At 68.1% G+C, this 15,802-nt stretch carries 11 protein-coding genes; 1 reads left to right on the top strand and 10 read right to left on the bottom strand.

The features are described 5' to 3' along the window. Window positions 1-94: 94 nt before the first annotated feature. From DA69_RS02915 to DA69_RS14665, 10 genes are all read right to left on the bottom strand, one after another. Complete coding sequence (locus DA69_RS02915) at window positions 95-1,729, bottom strand: alkaline phosphatase D family protein (RefSeq protein ID WP_025977544.1); 1,635 nt, start codon at window positions 1,727-1,729, stop codon at window positions 95-97. 110 nt (window positions 1,730-1,839) lie between these two features. Then, the gene (locus tag DA69_RS02910) at window positions 1,840-4,893 is read right to left on the bottom strand and encodes a TonB-dependent receptor (protein WP_082891413.1); all 3,054 of its coding nucleotides are present in this window, start codon (window positions 4,891-4,893) and stop codon (window positions 1,840-1,842) included. 89 nt (window positions 4,894-4,982) lie between these two features. Continuing rightward, window positions 4,983-6,182: a hypothetical protein gene (locus DA69_RS02905; protein ID WP_025977546.1), complete on the bottom strand. Its 1,200-nt coding sequence runs from the start codon at window positions 6,180-6,182 to the stop codon at window positions 4,983-4,985. Between the two features lie 232 nt (window positions 6,183-6,414). Next, window positions 6,415-7,104: a response regulator gene (locus tag DA69_RS02900; protein ID WP_025977547.1), complete on the bottom strand. Its 690-nt coding sequence runs from the start codon at window positions 7,102-7,104 to the stop codon at window positions 6,415-6,417. A 9-nt stretch (window positions 7,105-7,113) separates the two neighbouring features. After that, on the bottom strand, window positions 7,114-9,783 hold the full coding sequence (locus DA69_RS02895; RefSeq protein ID WP_025977548.1) for a sensor histidine kinase: 2,670 nt from the start codon (window positions 9,781-9,783) through the stop codon (window positions 7,114-7,116). After that, window positions 9,783-10,370 carry a potassium-transporting ATPase subunit KdpC gene (kdpC, locus tag DA69_RS02890; protein ID WP_025977549.1) on the bottom strand — a complete coding sequence of 196 codons (588 nt, stop codon included), beginning with the start codon at window positions 10,368-10,370 and terminating at the stop codon, window positions 9,783-9,785. Before kdpC ends, DA69_RS02895 begins: the two co-directional genes overlap by 1 nt. Then, window positions 10,370-11,128: a TorF family putative porin gene (locus tag DA69_RS02885; RefSeq protein WP_025977550.1), complete on the bottom strand. Its 759-nt coding sequence runs from the start codon at window positions 11,126-11,128 to the stop codon at window positions 10,370-10,372. Before DA69_RS02885 ends, kdpC begins: the two co-directional genes overlap by 1 nt. A gap of 30 nt (window positions 11,129-11,158) precedes the next feature. Continuing rightward, window positions 11,159-13,222 (bottom strand): potassium-transporting ATPase subunit KdpB, encoded by a 2,064-nt coding sequence (kdpB, locus tag DA69_RS02880; protein WP_025977551.1) that lies wholly within the window; start codon window positions 13,220-13,222, stop codon window positions 11,159-11,161. Window positions 13,223-13,234: 12 nt separating this feature from the next. Continuing rightward, entirely contained in the window at window positions 13,235-14,947 is a 1,713-nt protein-coding gene (gene kdpA, locus DA69_RS02875; protein WP_025977552.1) for a potassium-transporting ATPase subunit KdpA, read from the bottom strand. Window positions 14,948-14,963: 16 nt separating this feature from the next. Continuing rightward, window positions 14,964-15,050 carry a potassium-transporting ATPase subunit F gene (locus DA69_RS14665; RefSeq protein ID WP_327020087.1) on the bottom strand — a complete coding sequence of 29 codons (87 nt, stop codon included), beginning with the start codon at window positions 15,048-15,050 and terminating at the stop codon, window positions 14,964-14,966. A 322-nt stretch (window positions 15,051-15,372) separates the two neighbouring features. On the opposite strand from DA69_RS14665, the gene DA69_RS02870 reads away from it, so the two are divergent. Next, entirely contained in the window at window positions 15,373-15,567 is a 195-nt protein-coding gene (locus DA69_RS02870; RefSeq protein ID WP_025977553.1) for a hypothetical protein, read from the top strand. Window positions 15,568-15,802: the final 235 nt, after the last annotated feature.

Raw genomic sequence — 15,802 nt, 5'->3', positions numbered from 1 at the left:
CGCCAATTCACGGCCGGACCTCGGTTCCGCTTCTGATCGGATACGCCGGTCCGGGTGGGCCCGCGCGTCGATCTGCCTGAAGACCAGCAAACCCTCAGGCGACGAAACGTCGCCGTCCCTTCTGGACTGTCATCCGGTGCGCGCCTGCGACGGCGGTGCTGCGCGCCTTGATCGTCTCCATGAAGATCCACTCGCCGCCGACGCGGTCCGGCGTGATGTCGATCATCATATAGCCGCGCCCGCTGGTCTGGGCCCAGGCCATCTCCGGGTTGGCGGCGACGAAGGAACGGGCGGCGACCGAGGGGGCCACGCCCAACTGTTTTTCGATGCCGTTGGAGGTCACGGCCTGACCGGCGAACTCCACCCCGGCCGGGCGACCGTCCTCGGACAGTGAATAGGCCCAGGCGTTGTGGCTGTCGCCGGCCAACATGACCAGATCCGCGTCGGCCGCCTGCGCCGCCTTGAGGAAGCGCGAGCGCGCCGCCGGATAGCCGTCCCAGCGGTCCATCCACATGGGCAGGCCGACCCGCCCCGCCCGCGCGGCGTTGGTGAAGGAGCGGACGGCGCCTTCGCTCAGGTCCGAGCGCAGCCAGCTGACGGCGTCGTGGGGCATGACGGTGCGCCCCATGATCGTGCCCATACCCACCACCTGCCAGGCTGTCTTGGGTGCGTTGATCCGCAGTTCGCGCGCCAACCAGGCCTCCTGGGTCGAGCCCAGCATGGAGGCCGAGGCGTCCTGCCAGGCGCCGTCGCGGAAGGCGGTCAGGGCGGCTTCCGTCCCCTCGCGATAGGCGGCGCCGATGTCGGCCTGGCGCGTGCGGCCGATCAGGCGCGATTCCGTGCGATAGAGGGTGGCCAGATCGCCGATCGTATAGGCTTTCCACGGCTCTTCCGAGATCGGCATCCATTCCAGATAGGCCTGAGCGGCGGCGGCGCGGCGCGTGCTCCAGTCGCCTTCGGTGGCTGCCTGATGATTCTGCGCCCCGCCTTCCCAGCTGTCGTTGGTCGATTCATGATCGTCCCAGACGCAGACCATGGGCGCCGCCGCATGCACGGCCTGCAGGTCGGGGTCGGCGCGATAGCAGGCGAAGCGGAGGCGATAGTCGGCCAGAGCCACCATCTCGTGGTCATGGGCGGGCAGGACCGCGCGCTCGGCGATCCGGTCGTCCACGGCGTAGGAGCCCAGGCCGTACTCATACACATAGTCGCCGACGTGCAGCCACAGGTCGACGTCGTCGCGCGCCGCCGCATGGGCATAGGCGTTGAACCAGCCCATCGGCAGGTTGGAGCAGGAGAACAGGCCGATGCGGAACCGCTCGGCCCGACCGACCGGCAGGGTCCGCGCCCGCCCCGTCTGCGACCGCGAGCCGTCTGGGCCGATGAAGCGATACCAGTAGGTCGTGCCCGGTTGCAGACCGTCCAGGGTGATCTTCACCGTCCAGTCGCGATAGGCGCCGGTCCGCACCACGCCGCGCGCCGCGACCTGATGGAAGCTTGCGTCCAGGGCGATCTCGGCGTCCAGGCGGACCTCGTCGACGCCGCCCGAGGGAACGTAGCGGCTCCACAGCAGCAGGGAGTCCGGCCCTGGTTCGCCGCTGGCCACGCCGTGGGTGAAGCCGGAGGCGCTGAGAAGTTCGCGCGCCAGCGCCGCGCCGCCCGGCAGGCCCAGCGCCGCCAGCCCCAGGCCGCCGCCCAGCACCAGCCGCCGTCGATCAAGCATCAGAGGCATGCCATATCCTTTGGAAATGCAATCGAGCGACAGGGCCGCCCGGTTCGACCCAGCACGACCGCGCCGTCGCGAGACGACGCGGCCGCCGGGCCTTCAGACGTTCGGGCGGATCAGAAGACGCCCTTGACGCCGATGTTCCACATCGAGCCGTAGACGGTGTACTGCTGCACCCGATCACGCTCGTTGGAGTAGATGACGTCCGGCGAGTTGAAGATGTTCCGACCGGCCAGCATCAGGTCGAAGTGGTCGTTGATCTTGTAGTTGACGCTGACATTCCACAGCTCGCGCGGCGAGTGGTAGAGGACGCCGTTGTTGGCCGTGGTCGGCGTGTTGTTCAGACCGCTGACGCGATACTTCGACTGCCAGTTGCCGTTCAGCTGGAAGTCGAAGCGGCCGATGTTGTAGCGCACGCCCCAGTTGGCCGCCTGTTTCGGCGTGCCCTGACGCTCGCCGTCCGGATCCAGGTAAGTCACCGAGCCATGCAGGCCCAGGCCGCGCCAGGCGCCCGGCAGGAAGGTCAGCTGCTGGCTGTATTCCGCGACATAGCCCCGGTTGGTGCTGGTCCCCGGCAGGTTCTGGGCGCTGCGGAAGGTGTAGCCCGCGTACTCGGCCGGATCGAAGCCGACGTCCTCCGGGTTCACCGTCATGCCGGTGACCTGCATGTCCTGCATGTCGAGCTGGTAGGCCGACAGACCGATGATGCCCGCCGGCGCCAGATAATACTGCAGGCTGGCGTAATACTTCGTCGAATGCTCCGGCTTCAGCTCGGGGTTCGGCACGGTCACGATCATGGTGTCGTCGTTGACCGACACCACCCCGCCCAGGTTGCCGTAGTCGGGGCGTAGGACCGCCTGGCTGAAGGACAGCTGGCCGACCAGCTTGTCGGTGAAGTCGTACTTCACCCCGCCGCTCCAGAACCAGTCGTCGTACTCGCCCTTGCGATCCTGATAGGTCCCGTTGTTGTACTGGTACAGCAGCCCCTCGACCGTGTTGACCGACAGGCCGGCGTCCGCGACCTCCTTGGCCGGACGGATGACGGCGATACGGGCCGCCGTCTCGGTCTTCTCATAGCGCAGCCCCAGGTCGAAGCGCGCGCGGCCCGCGTCGGCCTGGGCCTCGACGTAGGCCGAGGTGATGTCTTCTTTGACCCGCTTGTTGTTGTCGAGACGGCGCTTCAGGTTGCCGACCTCGTCCGCCACGAAATACTCAGGGTGTTCGCGGTAGATGTCGTACATTCCGTAGTGGCTGTCGGCGCGCCAGCCCTGGGCGTTCATGTTGCCCGCATCGAAGCCGATCATCTCGAAGCGGTATTTCTGCGTCCACGGCACCACGGCTTCGGCGGCGGTCTGGGTCAGATCGCCGGTCGAGCCGACATACTGGAACTGCTGATAGGAGCCCTCGTCCGTACGCCAGTCATTGCTGCGCGCGCCCAGGCCGCCCATCAGGGTGAAGTGGACGTCGCCCAGGCTGAGCCGCTTCTTCGCGTCCAGGTTCAGCGAATACATGTCGTTGACGGCGTCCGATTCCGCCGTGCGGACGTTGTTGCCGATGTCGATGTCGCGATTGAAGTTCATCGGATCGCTCCACGAACGACCCGCCGTCTGGCGCAGATACCAGGCGTTGGAGTCCGTGGACTCGCGCTCCATCTCGAAGCCGATCCCCGTCAGGTGGTTGTCGGTTCGCTGGAAGAAGCCCTTGCTGGTGTCGCGGAAGTTGAACTCCGCCGACGAGTAGCTGGCGCGCAGCGCCGCTTCCCACGTCTCGCCCTTATATTCCAGCTTCGGCGCGATCAGATAGGTCGGCGTTCCGGCGTAGCGGTGCGAATAGCCGGTGTGCAGACGGGTGTTCCGGCCATCCGGATTGACCACGATATGCGTGCCCGTCGATTCAGGCGTGGCGTAGGACTTCGTCGTCGTGCCGAACGTCAGATAGGTGTACTGGTTGAAATACTCGACGTCATAGAACGAGTAGTTGCTGCGCAGCGAGAAGATCAGGTCTTCGGTGAACTTGTAGTCCACCGCCAAGTTGGCGGCGGATCGGCTGGTCAGCTTCGGCCCCGGGCGCCACATGACCTGGTAGGGGATCACCCGGCCGTCAGCCAGATAGGACCAGTCGGTCTGGATGCGATCCTGCTGCACATAGTTGGCGTTATGGCTGGCGCTGACCGCGACGCCCAGGCGGCCGTCCAGGAACACGTCGGCGTAGGAGAACTGGGCCGAGGGATAGAGGCTGGCGTGCTTCTTGTCGTCGGGCATGTAGTGACGCGACAGGGCCGAGTCCGAGGTCGCCACCCCGCCCACCTGGAAGCGCAGCTGCCGCCCGGGCAGCTGGAAGGCGTACTTGCTGCGCAGGTTGATGCTGCCGCCCGGCGAGTCCGCGTCCATGCTGGCCAGCAGGGTGTGGTTCAGCTCGATCGTCTCGATGCCGGTGATCGACATCTGCTCGAACGAGTTCTGACGGCCCGAGTTGTTGTTCGAGGTGGCCGTGGCCATCCTGGCCCCGTCCATGGTGAAGGTGGAATATTTGGGCGGCAGGCCGCCGATGCGCACGGCGGTGGCGTCGACCTCGGTGTAGTCGATCGACAGGCCCGGCATCGACTTCATGAACTCGCCCACGTCGCCCATGGTCAGGGCGCCGAAGTTGTCGGCCGGGACCACGTTCTTGGCGTTCATCGCCACGCGGCGCTCCATCAGCGCCTTGGCCTGGCCTCCGCGTGCGGCAGTGACCACGATGTCCTCCACGGCAGACGCCTCATCGGAGCCAGCATAGAGCGGGGCCTTCAGCGCGATGTCGACAACCGTGGTCTGGCCTGCGACGACGCTGGCTGTGGCCCGCGCGTCCTGCAGGCCGGCGTAGCGGACCACAAGCGTGACCTCGCCCGTCGGCACGCCGCTGAGACGGAAGGCGCCGCCGTCCTCGGAATAGGCGACGATGCCCGTGCCTTCGACGCGAACCTCGGCATTGCGCAGATACTCGCCGCTGACGGTGTCGAGCACCCGGCCGCGCAGGGCGCCGGCGGCGGCGGGCGCCTGGGCCGCGGGCTGGCTGGTCGTTTGCGCCACCGCCGCCTGAGGCGTCACGGACGCAAAGGCGGCCGCCATCAGCGGATACAGCAAGAGGGCTCGCGGGCTGGCGCTGGCGAGGTGGCGAGAACGGGCCTTCATGGGAGTTTACTCGAACAACTAGGAGGGAAGAGAAAAAGCGAGGGGGATGCCGCTCACAGCGAGCGGCGCGCCGAGAGGGCGGGCGCAGCTCAGGGCGTGGAGCTTCGTCGCCGGCGCTCTTCGGCGTCGACGGGCGCGAACGGCGTCTGCGGATCGCCGGTCCAGCGCATCAGGGTCAGGTCGGCCGTCTGGCTCCCCTTCCCGCCGGAATTCATCGCCAGATAGAAGAGGCCGCGTCCCAAGGACTCCAGGCCGACATCCGCCTTCCAGCGCCAGCCGCGCAAGCCAGTGGCTGGATCTTCCAGGCCATCGGCCGCCAGGGGCAGAAGCATCCCCTGCTCCCATCCTGGGCCGGACGACGCAGGCACGCCGATCAGGTCGCCGCGCACGGGCCGGCTCCCGGCCTCGACGGCGAACAGCAGATAGTTGGGAAACTCCGCCTTGCGGCCCTGATAGACCCCCAGGAACCAGCGCCCGAGTTCGGCGTCGTAGGCGAGGGTCTGCACCCCATAGGTCGTATTGCCGGTACGGACAAAATACTTGCCGTCAACGGCGGCGGGGCCCTCGCGATGCGGCGCGGCCTCGGACAGCGGACGGGCGTGACGCTCCCAGTCGGCGATGTCGTATTGCAGCAGGACCTGGTGGTCGTTGTCGGCCCGCGTCACATCGCCATAGACGCCGTAGGCCACCGTCAGCAGCGAGGGTCCGTCCCTGCGCCCGAAGCGCGGCCCAAAGGCCACCCCGTCGATGCCCGAGGCGCCGTAGCGATGGTCGCGCGTCTTGGCCGTATCGCCGTCGAAGCGTCCGTCCCCGTCCATGTCGGCGACGTAGTCCCGCGCGACCTCGGCCAGATGAACGGTCTTGAACAGGTCGCTGCGGCCGGCCTTGACCCCGACCCGATCCAGTCCGCTGACATCGATCACCGCGATGTAGAACGCCTGATCCGCCTTGTATTCCAGCGAGCCGTAGAGCTTTCCGTCGGCTGGATTGAAGGCTAGGTCGCCCAGGTGCCCGGTCCACCCGACCAGCGTCCCCACCAACCGACCCTCGAGGTCGTATTTGGCGAGCAGGTTGGTGAAGGAATAATAGATGAAGCCGCCTTCGAGATCGACGGCGACGCCCTGCACATGGCCGGCGTCCCACGTCCCGCCATTCTGGCTCAAAGGCAGCCGCAGCAGAGACTGTCGCTCGGCGGTCGAGGCCGTAGCCTGATGCGGCTGCCACGCGACTAGCGCCGCCGTCACAAACGCCACGCCCGCCCGCTTCAGCGGCGCAATACTGAACTTCATCCTTGCCCCCTGCGACAGCCTGGGGGTCTAGGGCGGGTTCATGATCGCTCGCTCACGCTTCAGCTACATTCGCGCCAAGTTTGGATGAAGATAGCTTTGCGATTAGGCCGCCCACGGATAAGCGCCAGGGGAAGACTGGCTGGCTCCCCATGCAGACAATGGCGCCCCGCCTTCGAAGCTGACCTCTAGACGCGCTTAGCCGTACTCCCAAAGTCGCGCCTTGAGGCGTTGATCAATCCACCAGGCGATAACCGACCCCTGGTTCGGTGACGATCAACCGGGGCTGTGCGGGGTCGATCTCTAGCTTCTGGCGCAATTGGCCGATGACCACGCGGAGGTACTGGGTGTCGTCCGCGTGAGCCTTGCCCCAGACGGCGGTCAGCAGGTCGCGATGGCTGACCACCTTGCCGACGTTGCGCGCCAGATGGGCCAGGACGTCGTATTCCTTGGGCGTGACGCGCACGGCGACGTCGGCGCGGGTAATCAGGCGGCGCTCCAGATCGATGATCACCTCGCCCGCCGTCAGCGGCCCCTGCATCTCGACGCGCGACGCAGCTTGCCGCAGGTTGGCGCGGACCCGGGCCAGCAGTTCGCCGACGCCAAAAGGCTTTTCGACATAGTCGTTGGCGCCCAGATCCAGCGCCGCGATCTTCTCCGCCTCCCTGTCGCGCGCCGACAGGATGATGATGGGGCCGGCGTAGAACTCTCGCGCCCGCGCCAGAACGTCCTTGCCGTCCATGTCGGGCAGGCCGAGGTCCAGCACAACGGCGTCGGGGCTCCATAAGGCGATGCCGCGCAGACCCTCCTGCCCGCTGTCGGCGCGGCGCGGCTCATAGCCGGCGGCGTCCAGCGCCGGGGACAGGAAGCGGTGGATCTGGGGCTCGTCGTCGATGACGAGAATCTGGGGACGAACGGCGGCCATCGGCGGACCTTAGAGCAGGCTCGGGTGGGTGACGACGGCCTTGGGCAGACTGATCAGGATACGGGTCCCTTTTCCGTCCATGATCGGGCTGGCGGCGGCGATGCGGCCGTTCATGGCCTCGACGAAGCCCTTGGCGATGGCCAGACCCAGGCCGGCGCCCTTGGTGCGGTCCGACGGCTCCTCCATGCGGCGGAATTTATCGAAAACCCGTTCCAGTTCGGCGGTCGGGATGCCCTTGCCCTCGTCCTCGATGGAGATGACTACGGAGCCCCGGTCTTCATAGGCGGCGAGCTCGACGGTCGAGCCGTCGGGGCTGTAGACGATGGCGTTTTCCAGAATGTTCACCAGGGCCTGTTCCAGCAGCCCCTGATCGACCATGACCAGGCTGAGCTGGGCCGGGAAGTCGCGGGTCATCTTGCGCGCGCCCAGACGCCGCGCCACCCGCTTGCCCGCCGCATTCAGCACGTCGCGCACATCGACCCAGTCGGCGCGGATGTTCAGCCCCCCGCCCTCCAGCCGGGTCATGTCCAAGAGGTCGCCGACATAGCGGCTGAGTCGCTCGGCCTCCTCGCGGATCGACAACAGCAAGTCGGCGCGGACCTCGGGCTTCAGCTTGTCGCCGAGATCAATCAGCGTGGTCGAGGCGCCCAGCACTGTGGACAGGGGCGTCCTCAGGTCATGGCTGACCGAGTTCATCAGCGCGCCCCGGAAACGGTCGGTGCGGCGCAGGGTCTCGGTCTCGACCGCCTGACCGGCCAGATCGGCGCGCTCGACCGCGACCGCCCCCTGATCCAGCAGGGCCAGGGCCAGTTTCTCCTCGTCCGAGCCGGGCGACAGGGCGGCGGCCTCGATCCCGGCCACGCCCGCGCGGTCGCGCACGCCTTGCAGGGGGCGGAAGGTCCAGCGCGCCTGCGGCAGGGTGCCGGTACCGTGACCCGCCGGTTCCCCCTTCTCCCAGGCCCAGCGCGCGGCGGCCATGGCCTCGGCGTCTAGCGGGGTCTTGGTCGGCGCGCCGGCGACCAGGGTCAGTTCGTCGTTGACGGGCAGAAGGACGACGGCCCCCGCCCCCGCCGCCGCCGCCGTCTGCTCGGCCAGGATGCGCGCGGCGGTGGTCCGATCGCCGACGCCAGTCAGCCTCTGACTGGCGGCCAGCAGAGCGGAGACCGCCGAGGCCCGGCGCTGCGCCGTCTTCGCCTGCTCGCGCACCCGACCCGCCAGGAAGCCTGTCGTCAGGGCCACGGCCCAGAAAACGATCAGGGTCAGGACATCGGTCGGCGACCCGATGGCGAAACTATATTTCGGCTGAAGAAACAGGAAGTTGTAGGTCAGGAAGGCGACCGTCGCCGCCGCCAGGGCCGGTTTCAGGCCGTAAAGCACCCCCGCCGCCAGCACCGCCGATAGGTAGATGACGCCCAGATCGACACGCTCGAACGTGCGATCCAGCAGCAGGGCCAGGCCCGTCGCCGCCACGACGCAGGCGGCGCCGACCGCATAGCCGCGCCAGCCGCCGGTCAGACGCAGACGCGGCTCCCGCAGCGTCTTCTCCTCCAGATCGACCCCGTCGGTGATGACGTGGATGGCGACGCCCCGGGCCTGACGCAGCAGTTCCGCCGCCAGCGACCGCCCCAGCCATTCGGACAGGCGGCTGTCGCGCCCCTTGGCCAGGACGATCTGGGTGACGTTGTTCTGATGGGCGTGATCCATGACGGCGCGCACCACGTCGTCGCCGCTCAGGACCACCGTCCGCCCGCCCAGTTGCTCGGCCAGCTTCAGCGCGTCGGACAGCTTGCCCGCCGAGCCCACGCCGTGCCGCGCGCCCGAGGGCCGGTCGACGTGGGTCACGGTCCAGGGCGCGTCCATCATCATGTCCGACAACCGTCGACCGGCGCGGACCAGGGGCGCGGCCATGGCGTCGCCCGCGATCAGCACCAGAATCCGCTCGCCCGCCGCCCACGGCCCCGGCACCCCCTGCTCGCGCAGTCGGGCCACCAGCTGATCATCCACCGTCTGGGCCGCCCGGCGCAGGGCCAGTTCGCGCAGGGCCGTCAGGTTCTCGACCTTGAAGAAGTTGTCCGAGGCCAGCCGCGCCGTCTCCGGCACATAGACCTTGCCCTCGGCCAGCCGCTTGCGCAGCTCCTCCGGGGTGATGTCCACCAGTTCGATGTCATCGGCGCGCGACAGGGCGCTGTCCGGCACGCTTTCACGTTGCCTGACGCTGGTGATGCGCAGCACCACGTCCGACAGGCTTTCCAGGTGCTGGACGTTCAGCGTGGTCCAGACGTCGATCCCGGCGTCCAGGATCTCCTCCACGTCCTGCCACCGCTTGGGATGACGCGAGCCGGGAGCGTTGGAGTGGGCGTATTCGTCGACCAGCAACAGGCCGGGGCGGCGCGCCACGGCGCCGTCCAGGTCGAACTCCAGCAGGGTTCGGTCGCGATAGGCGATGGGGCTGCGGGCCATGACCTCCAGCCCGCGCAGCAGGCTCATGGTCTCCTTGCGGCCGTGGGTCTCGACCACGCCGACGACGACATCATCGCCCTCGGCTTTGCGGCGGCGCGCGGCGCGCAGCATCTCGTAGGTCTTGCCGACGCCAGGCGACATGCCCAGAAAAACCTTCAGCCGCCCACGCTTTCGCGGGGCGGCCGGGGTCTTGGTCGTCGGGAGGATGGGCGGCGCCATCAGCCCTCCGCGGCGGGACGAGGGAAGCGCGCGTCCAGCGCCATATTGGTCAGCAGCACATTGACGCGCGGCTGGCCCAGCACACCGAATGTTCGGCCTTCGACATGCTGTTCGATCACCTTGCTCACCTCTTGCACCGCCACGCCCCGCGCCTGGGCGATGCGGGCGGCCTGAAGCCTAGCGTAGGCCGGGGAGATATGCGGGTCGAGGCCCGAAGCCGAGGCCGTCACGGCGTCGGCGGGGATAACCGCCGCACCCGTTGCGGCGCGCAAGGCATCGGCGTCCGTCTTGACCTGGGCGATCAGGTCCGGGTTCAGAGGGCCGAGGTTGGCGCCCGAAGACGACGAGGCGTCATAGCCGTTGCCCGCCGCCGAAGGGCGCGGATGCAGATAGACCGGCTCCGCAAAGGTCTGGCCGACCAGGGCCGAGCCCACGACCTTGCCGGCCTTGTCTCGGACCAGGCTGCCGTCGGCCTGCTCCGAGAAGACCGTCTGGGCCACGCCCGTCACCGCGAACGGATAGGCGACGCCCAGAACGCCGGTGAACAGGGCGATCATCACGACCGCCGGACGGATGTGGTTCAGCATCAGAAGGTCGCCTTCAGGCTGGCTGCGACGCGACCGTCATAGGCGGCGCCGAAGTCGTGTTCGTCGGTGTCGAAATAGCGGACGTCCAGCGCCAGATTGTCGGTCAGCTGGTAGGCCGCGCCCAGGTTCCAGGTTGTGTAGTCAAAGTCAGACGACACCCACTGGCGCCCCACCGCCGCCGAGATCGTCCACTTGTCGGCCGGGCTGATCGCGCCGTTGATCTCGGCATAGGTCGCCTCGTCCTCGGACGCGCCGAAGAAGTCCGGCGAGTAGTAGATCGCCGCCCCCAGGGTGGCCGGGCCGACCGCGCGCGAGGTCGCGGCCTTCAGCTCGACATAGTCGTAGTCGGCCCCGTCCGGCTGGCCGGCGTAGACATAGCCGACCACGCCGAAGTCCCAGTTGAAGCCGCCGAACTCGGGCCGGACGCCGGCGTAGAGGTCGATCTCGGCGTCGGTGTCGGCGTCCCCGGCGAAGGAGACGTTCCCGGCCCAGGCCCCGGCGTAGAAGACGCCTTGCGTCACATCGACCCCGGCCGAGATCGCCGGATCGCCTTCATTCTGGCTGACGCCCCGGAAGACGTAGTCAGATCCAATGGCGGCGTTGAAGGCGACCTCGGGACGGGCGCCCTTCGCAAAGTCCTGGGCCTTGGCGTCCGTGGGCGCCGTGCACAGGCCCAGGGTGATGACGGCGACCAGGCAGGCCCCGCCCACCAGGGCGTTGTTCAGGTCCGAGCCGTCGAGTTTCTTGCGTTTACGCATGGTGGTTTCCTTGATCGCTCAGGGCGGGCTTCAGGCCAGGCCGAGGGCGGAGATGACGATGTCGATGAGCTTGATGCCGACGAAGGGCGCGATCAGACCGCCCAGGCCGTAGATCAGCAGGTTGCGGCCCAGCAGCTTGCCCGCCCCCACGGCGCGGTATTTCACCCCGCGCAGCGCCAGCGGGATCAGGGCGACGATGACCAGGGCGTTGAAGATGACCGCCGACAGGATGGCGCTCTCCGGGCTGGACAGCTTCATCACGTTCAGCGCCGCCAGCGACGGCAGGCCGACCACGAACATCGCCGGGATGATGGCGAAATACTTGGCCACGTCGTTGGCGATGGAGAAGGTGGTCAGGGCGCCGCGCGTGATCAGCAGTTGCTTGCCGACCTCGACGATCTCGATGACCTTGGTGGGGTCGCTGTCGAGGTCGACCATGTTGCCGGCCTCGCGGGCGGCCTGGGCCCCGGTCTGCATGGCCACGCCGACGTCAGCCTGAGCCAGAGCCGGGGCGTCGTTGGCCCCGTCGCCGCACATGGCGACCATGCGTCCCTTGGCCTGTTCGGCCTTGATCAGGCGCATCTTGTCCTCGGGCGTCGCCTCGGCCAGGAAGTCGTCGACCCCGGCCTCGGACGCGATGGCCGCCGCCGTCACCGGGTTGTCGCCGGTGATCATGACGGTGCGCAGACCCATGCGGCGCAGATCGGCGAAGCGCGCCTTCACGCCCGGTTTGACCACGTCCTTCAGGTGAATGACCCCGACCAGGGCGTCGTTCTCGGTCACGGCCAGAGGCGTGCCGCCCGAGCGGGCGATGCGGTCCACAGCGGCGCGGAACTCGGCGGGCGCGGCGCCTTCGGCCATGCCCAGAGATTTCAGCACGGCGTCGACCGCGCCCTTGCGCCACGACTGGCCGTCCGCTTCCAGACCCGACTGGCGGGTCACGGCGCTGAACGGGATGGTCCTGGCGCCGGTAGGCAGGTCGCCCATCACGCCGGCGTTGCGGCCCAGCTCGACGATCGAGCGGCCTTCCGGCGTCTCGTCCGCCAGCGAAGCCATCACCGCTGCCCGCATCGCTGCGTCGGGACGCACGCCCGGCACGGTGATGACCTCGGAGGCCATGCGGTTGCCGAGGGTTATGGTGCCGGTCTTGTCGAGCAGCAGGGTGTCGACGTCGCCTGCCGCCTCCACCGCACGGCCGGAGGTCGCCAGCACGTTCACCTTCAGCAACCTGTCCATGCCGGCGATGCCGACCGCGGACAGCAGTCCCCCGATCGTCGTCGGGATCAGGGTGATGAAAAGGGCGCCCAGGACGATGGGGTCCAGCTTGATCCCGGAATAGGCGCCCAGACCCAGCAGGCTGGCCACCGCGATCAGGAAGACCAGGGTCAGCCCGGCCAGCAGCACCGAAAGCGCCAGTTCGTTCGGCGTCTTGCGACGGTCCGCGCCCTCGACCATGGCGATCATGCGGTCGAGGAAGGTGGCGCCGGGGGCCGAGGTGATGCGCACCTTGATCCAGTCGGAGACGACCGTGGTGCCGCCGGTGACGGCCGAGCGGTCGCCGCCGCTTTCACGGATGACAGGCGCGCTTTCGCCGGTGATGGCGGCCTCGTTGACCGAGGCGACGCCTTCGATGATCTCGCCGTCCGAGGGGATGACGTCGCCGGCCTCGACCAGGACGATGGAGCCGATCTCCAGCTCCCCGGCCGGGGTCGGGACCACCGTGCCGGTCTTGGGATCGACGATCAGCTTGGCCTTGGTGGTGACGCGGGTGGCCCTCAAGGAGTCCGCCGCCGCCTTGCCGCGCCCTTCGGCGATGCTCTCGGCGACGTTGGCGAACAGGACCGTGGCCCACAGCCACAGCGCCAGCTGGATGGCGAAGCCCGCCGCCTGGCCGCTGGCCACCGCCACGACCGCCGAAGCGGTCGCCAGCAGGGCGACGATCCAGGTGGCGAAGATCACCGGGTTGTTGAGCAGTTTCGTCGGGTTCAGCTTGGCGACGGCGTCGCCGAGCGCCCGGCCGAGCATGGCCCCGGACAGCCCGCCCGCGATGGGCGTTGACCGGGGGCTCGACGGATCGAGCGTGACTTGGGTCATAGGATTATCCGATCAGAACCGGGCCACGACCTGGAGCATGTCGAAATGCTCCCCGATCGGACCCAGCGAGAGGGCGGGGAAGAACTGCAGGCCGCCGAGGATCAGGATCACCCCGATCAACAGGCCGATGAACAGCGGGCCATGGGTCGGCAGGGTCCCGGTCGAAGGGGCCAGCTTGGGCTTGGCGACCAGGGCGCCGGCGACGGCCAGAACCGCGATGGCAGGCACGAACCGGCCCAGCAGCATGGCCAGACCCAGGGTGGTGTTCCACCAGGGGGCATTGGCGGTCAGACCCGCAAAGGCCGAACCGTTGTTGCCGGTCGCCGAGGTATAGGCATAGAGGACCTCGGACAGGCCGTGCGGCCCCTTGTTCAGCAGACCGGCCAGGGCTTCGGGCAGGACCGCAGCCACGGCCGAGAAGCCCAGCACCGACAGCGGCACGACCAGAACCGACAGCATGGCGAACTGGATCTCGCGCGCCTCGATCTTCTTGCCCAGGTATTCAGGCGTGCGACCGACCATCAGGCCCGCCACGAAGACCGCCAGCATGGCCATCAGCACCATGACGGCGATGCCCGAGCCGATCCCGCCGGGCAGGATCTCGCCCAGTTGCATCAGGAACATGGTCACAGCCCCGCCCAGCGGCATGTAGCTGGCGTGCATGGAGTTGACCGAGCCGTTCGAGGCGCCGGTCGTCTGGGCCGCCCAGGCCACGGAGGCCGGGACGCCGAAGCGGACCTCCTTGCCCTCCATATTGCCGACCGAGGTCTCGACCCCTGCGGCGACCAGAGCCGGCGCGGGCTGGCTTTCGATGACGTAGAGCGCCGAGCCGGCGGCGCCCAGCAGCAGGATCGCCGCGATCACCAGGGCGCGCACGTCCTTCTTGGCCAGGACGCTGCGGCCAAAGGCGAAGAAGGCCGCCCAGCCCAGGACGTTGATGCTGATCGCCGTGATCAGCGTCGTCAGCGGCGTGGGGTTCTCCAGCGGGTGGGCCGAGTTGACGTTGAACACGCCGCCGCCGTTGATGCCCAGTTGCTTGATGGCCAGCTGGCTGGCGGTCGGGAACAGGCTGATCGTCTGCGATCCGCCTTCCAGCGTCGTCGCCTGGGCCGAGGCCGCCAGCGACTGCACCACGCCCAGTCCGGCCAGAACCACGGCCACGATGAAGGCGATGGGCAGCAGGACATAGAGGCTGGTGCGCGTCAGGTCGGCCCAGAAGTTGCCGACGCCCTCGCCGCGATTGGCGATGAAGGCGCGGGCGAGCGCGGCGGCAATGGTCGCGCCGGTGGCCGCCGAGACGAAGTTCTGCACCGTCAGGCCGACCATCTGGGTGAAGGTCGACAGCGTCGTTTCGCCGCCATAGCTCTGCCAGTTGGTGTTGGTGACGAAGCTGACGGCCGTGTTGAAGGCCAGATGCGGGCTGACGCCGTCAAACCCCTGCGGGTTCATCGGCAGGACGCCCTGCAGACGCAGCATGGCGTACAGCAGGACAAACCCCGTCAGGTTGAAGGCCAGCAGGGCGCCGGCATAGCCCAGCCAGCCCTGGCTGCGCGTCGGGTCCACCCCGGCGGCGCGATAGAACAGGCCCTCGACCGGCCTAAGCACCGGGTCCAGCCAGGTGCGTTCGCCGTTCCAGACGCGCGACATATAGATCCCGATCGGCCAGCCGAGCATGACGGCGAGGCCGAGGGTCAGGGCGATTTCCGCCCAACCTTGAATATTCATGAGAAGGCGGCTCCGTTCAGAACCGCTCGGGGCGCAGCAGGGCCGCGACCATGTAGCCAGCAATGACGAGGGCGCCGGCGCCCCACAGGACGTTCAGCAGCATCGTCACAACCTCTTCAACGCAACAGCGAGGGCGGCGAAGGCCAGAAAAGCCCCGCCGCCGATCGCCAGAAAAATCACATCGGCCATGCCGACACCTCCAGCTCGACTGAGAGCCGGAAGAGACGCCCTGAGGACCTAAGCGGGCCATGTGGAAAGCGCGGCCGAGCATAACGCCTGCATAAGGGCGCGCTTTGCTCGAGACGGTGCTGCGGCGATGCATCCAGCCTGATCAAGGCCGACGCCAGCCGCCAACGCTGCGTGCCCGGACGACCAAGGCCTGCCGCCCGAGGCCGCCAGCCGCGCTATCGACGAGTACTCTGGCCGTGCTGGACGAGGCCGAAGCGACGGCGGCCCGCACCATGATCGAGCGTGCGCGCGAGCATCATGATCTGTGGCCCGCTCGGCTGGGGGCGGACATGGCCTATGGCTCGGCCGAGATGCTGGACTGGCGGGTTCACGGTCGGCGTGGCTTCTCGACGCCCCGGACCCAGGCCCCGCCTCGTGACACCCAGCGCTAGGCGCCCAGGACTTCGCCCGCGGCATCGCCGAGACCGACGCCGACGTCGGCGACCGCGTGAGGCGGGAGCAAACCGCAGCGTCCGCTTCAAGCGGCGATCTCAGCAGCCGCCTTTTTCAAATGAGTCGGAAGCTGACCTAATGAGCCGCATCAAGCCCACTGCGCCCCTTCCGCCTCCGTAGATCTACTACCGCAGACCCGAGGGACCGCACTCGCCGAACGCGACCGCTACCCCC

It is taken from the genome of Brevundimonas naejangsanensis (assembly GCF_000635915.2).
In the GTDB taxonomy this organism is placed as follows: Bacteria; Pseudomonadota; Alphaproteobacteria; order Caulobacterales; family Caulobacteraceae; genus Brevundimonas; species Brevundimonas sanguinis.
The sequence above is the reverse complement of the archived record's forward strand: the minus strand, read 5'-3'. Positions and strand labels throughout refer to the sequence as shown.

Bases quoted from the DNA above. Each gene is read 5' to 3' on its own strand.
- kdpC (WP_025977549.1), bottom strand. From the start codon at position 10,370: ATGCTGAACCACATCCGTCCGGCGGTCGTGATGATCGCCCTGTTCACC.
- kdpB (WP_025977551.1), bottom strand. From the start codon at position 13,222: ATGACCCAAGTCACGCTCGATCCGTCGAGCCCCCGGTCAACGCCCATC.
- DA69_RS02895 (WP_025977548.1), bottom strand. From the start codon at position 9,783: ATGGCGCCGCCCATCCTCCCGACGACCAAGACCCCGGCCGCCCCGCGA.
- DA69_RS02885 (WP_025977550.1), bottom strand. From the start codon at position 11,128: ATGCGTAAACGCAAGAAACTCGACGGCTCGGACCTGAACAACGCCCTG.
- DA69_RS02910 (WP_082891413.1), bottom strand. From the start codon at position 4,893: ATGAAGGCCCGTTCTCGCCACCTCGCCAGCGCCAGCCCGCGAGCCCTC.
- DA69_RS02915 (WP_025977544.1), bottom strand. From the start codon at position 1,729: ATGCCTCTGATGCTTGATCGACGGCGGCTGGTGCTGGGCGGCGGCCTG.
- DA69_RS02900 (WP_025977547.1), bottom strand. From the start codon at position 7,104: ATGGCCGCCGTTCGTCCCCAGATTCTCGTCATCGACGACGAGCCCCAG.
- DA69_RS14665 (WP_327020087.1), bottom strand. From the start codon at position 15,050: ATGCTGCTGAACGTCCTGTGGGGCGCCGGCGCCCTCGTCATTGCTGGC.
- kdpA (WP_025977552.1), bottom strand. From the start codon at position 14,947: ATGAATATTCAAGGTTGGGCGGAAATCGCCCTGACCCTCGGCCTCGCC.
- DA69_RS02905 (WP_025977546.1), bottom strand. From the start codon at position 6,182: ATGAAGTTCAGTATTGCGCCGCTGAAGCGGGCGGGCGTGGCGTTTGTG.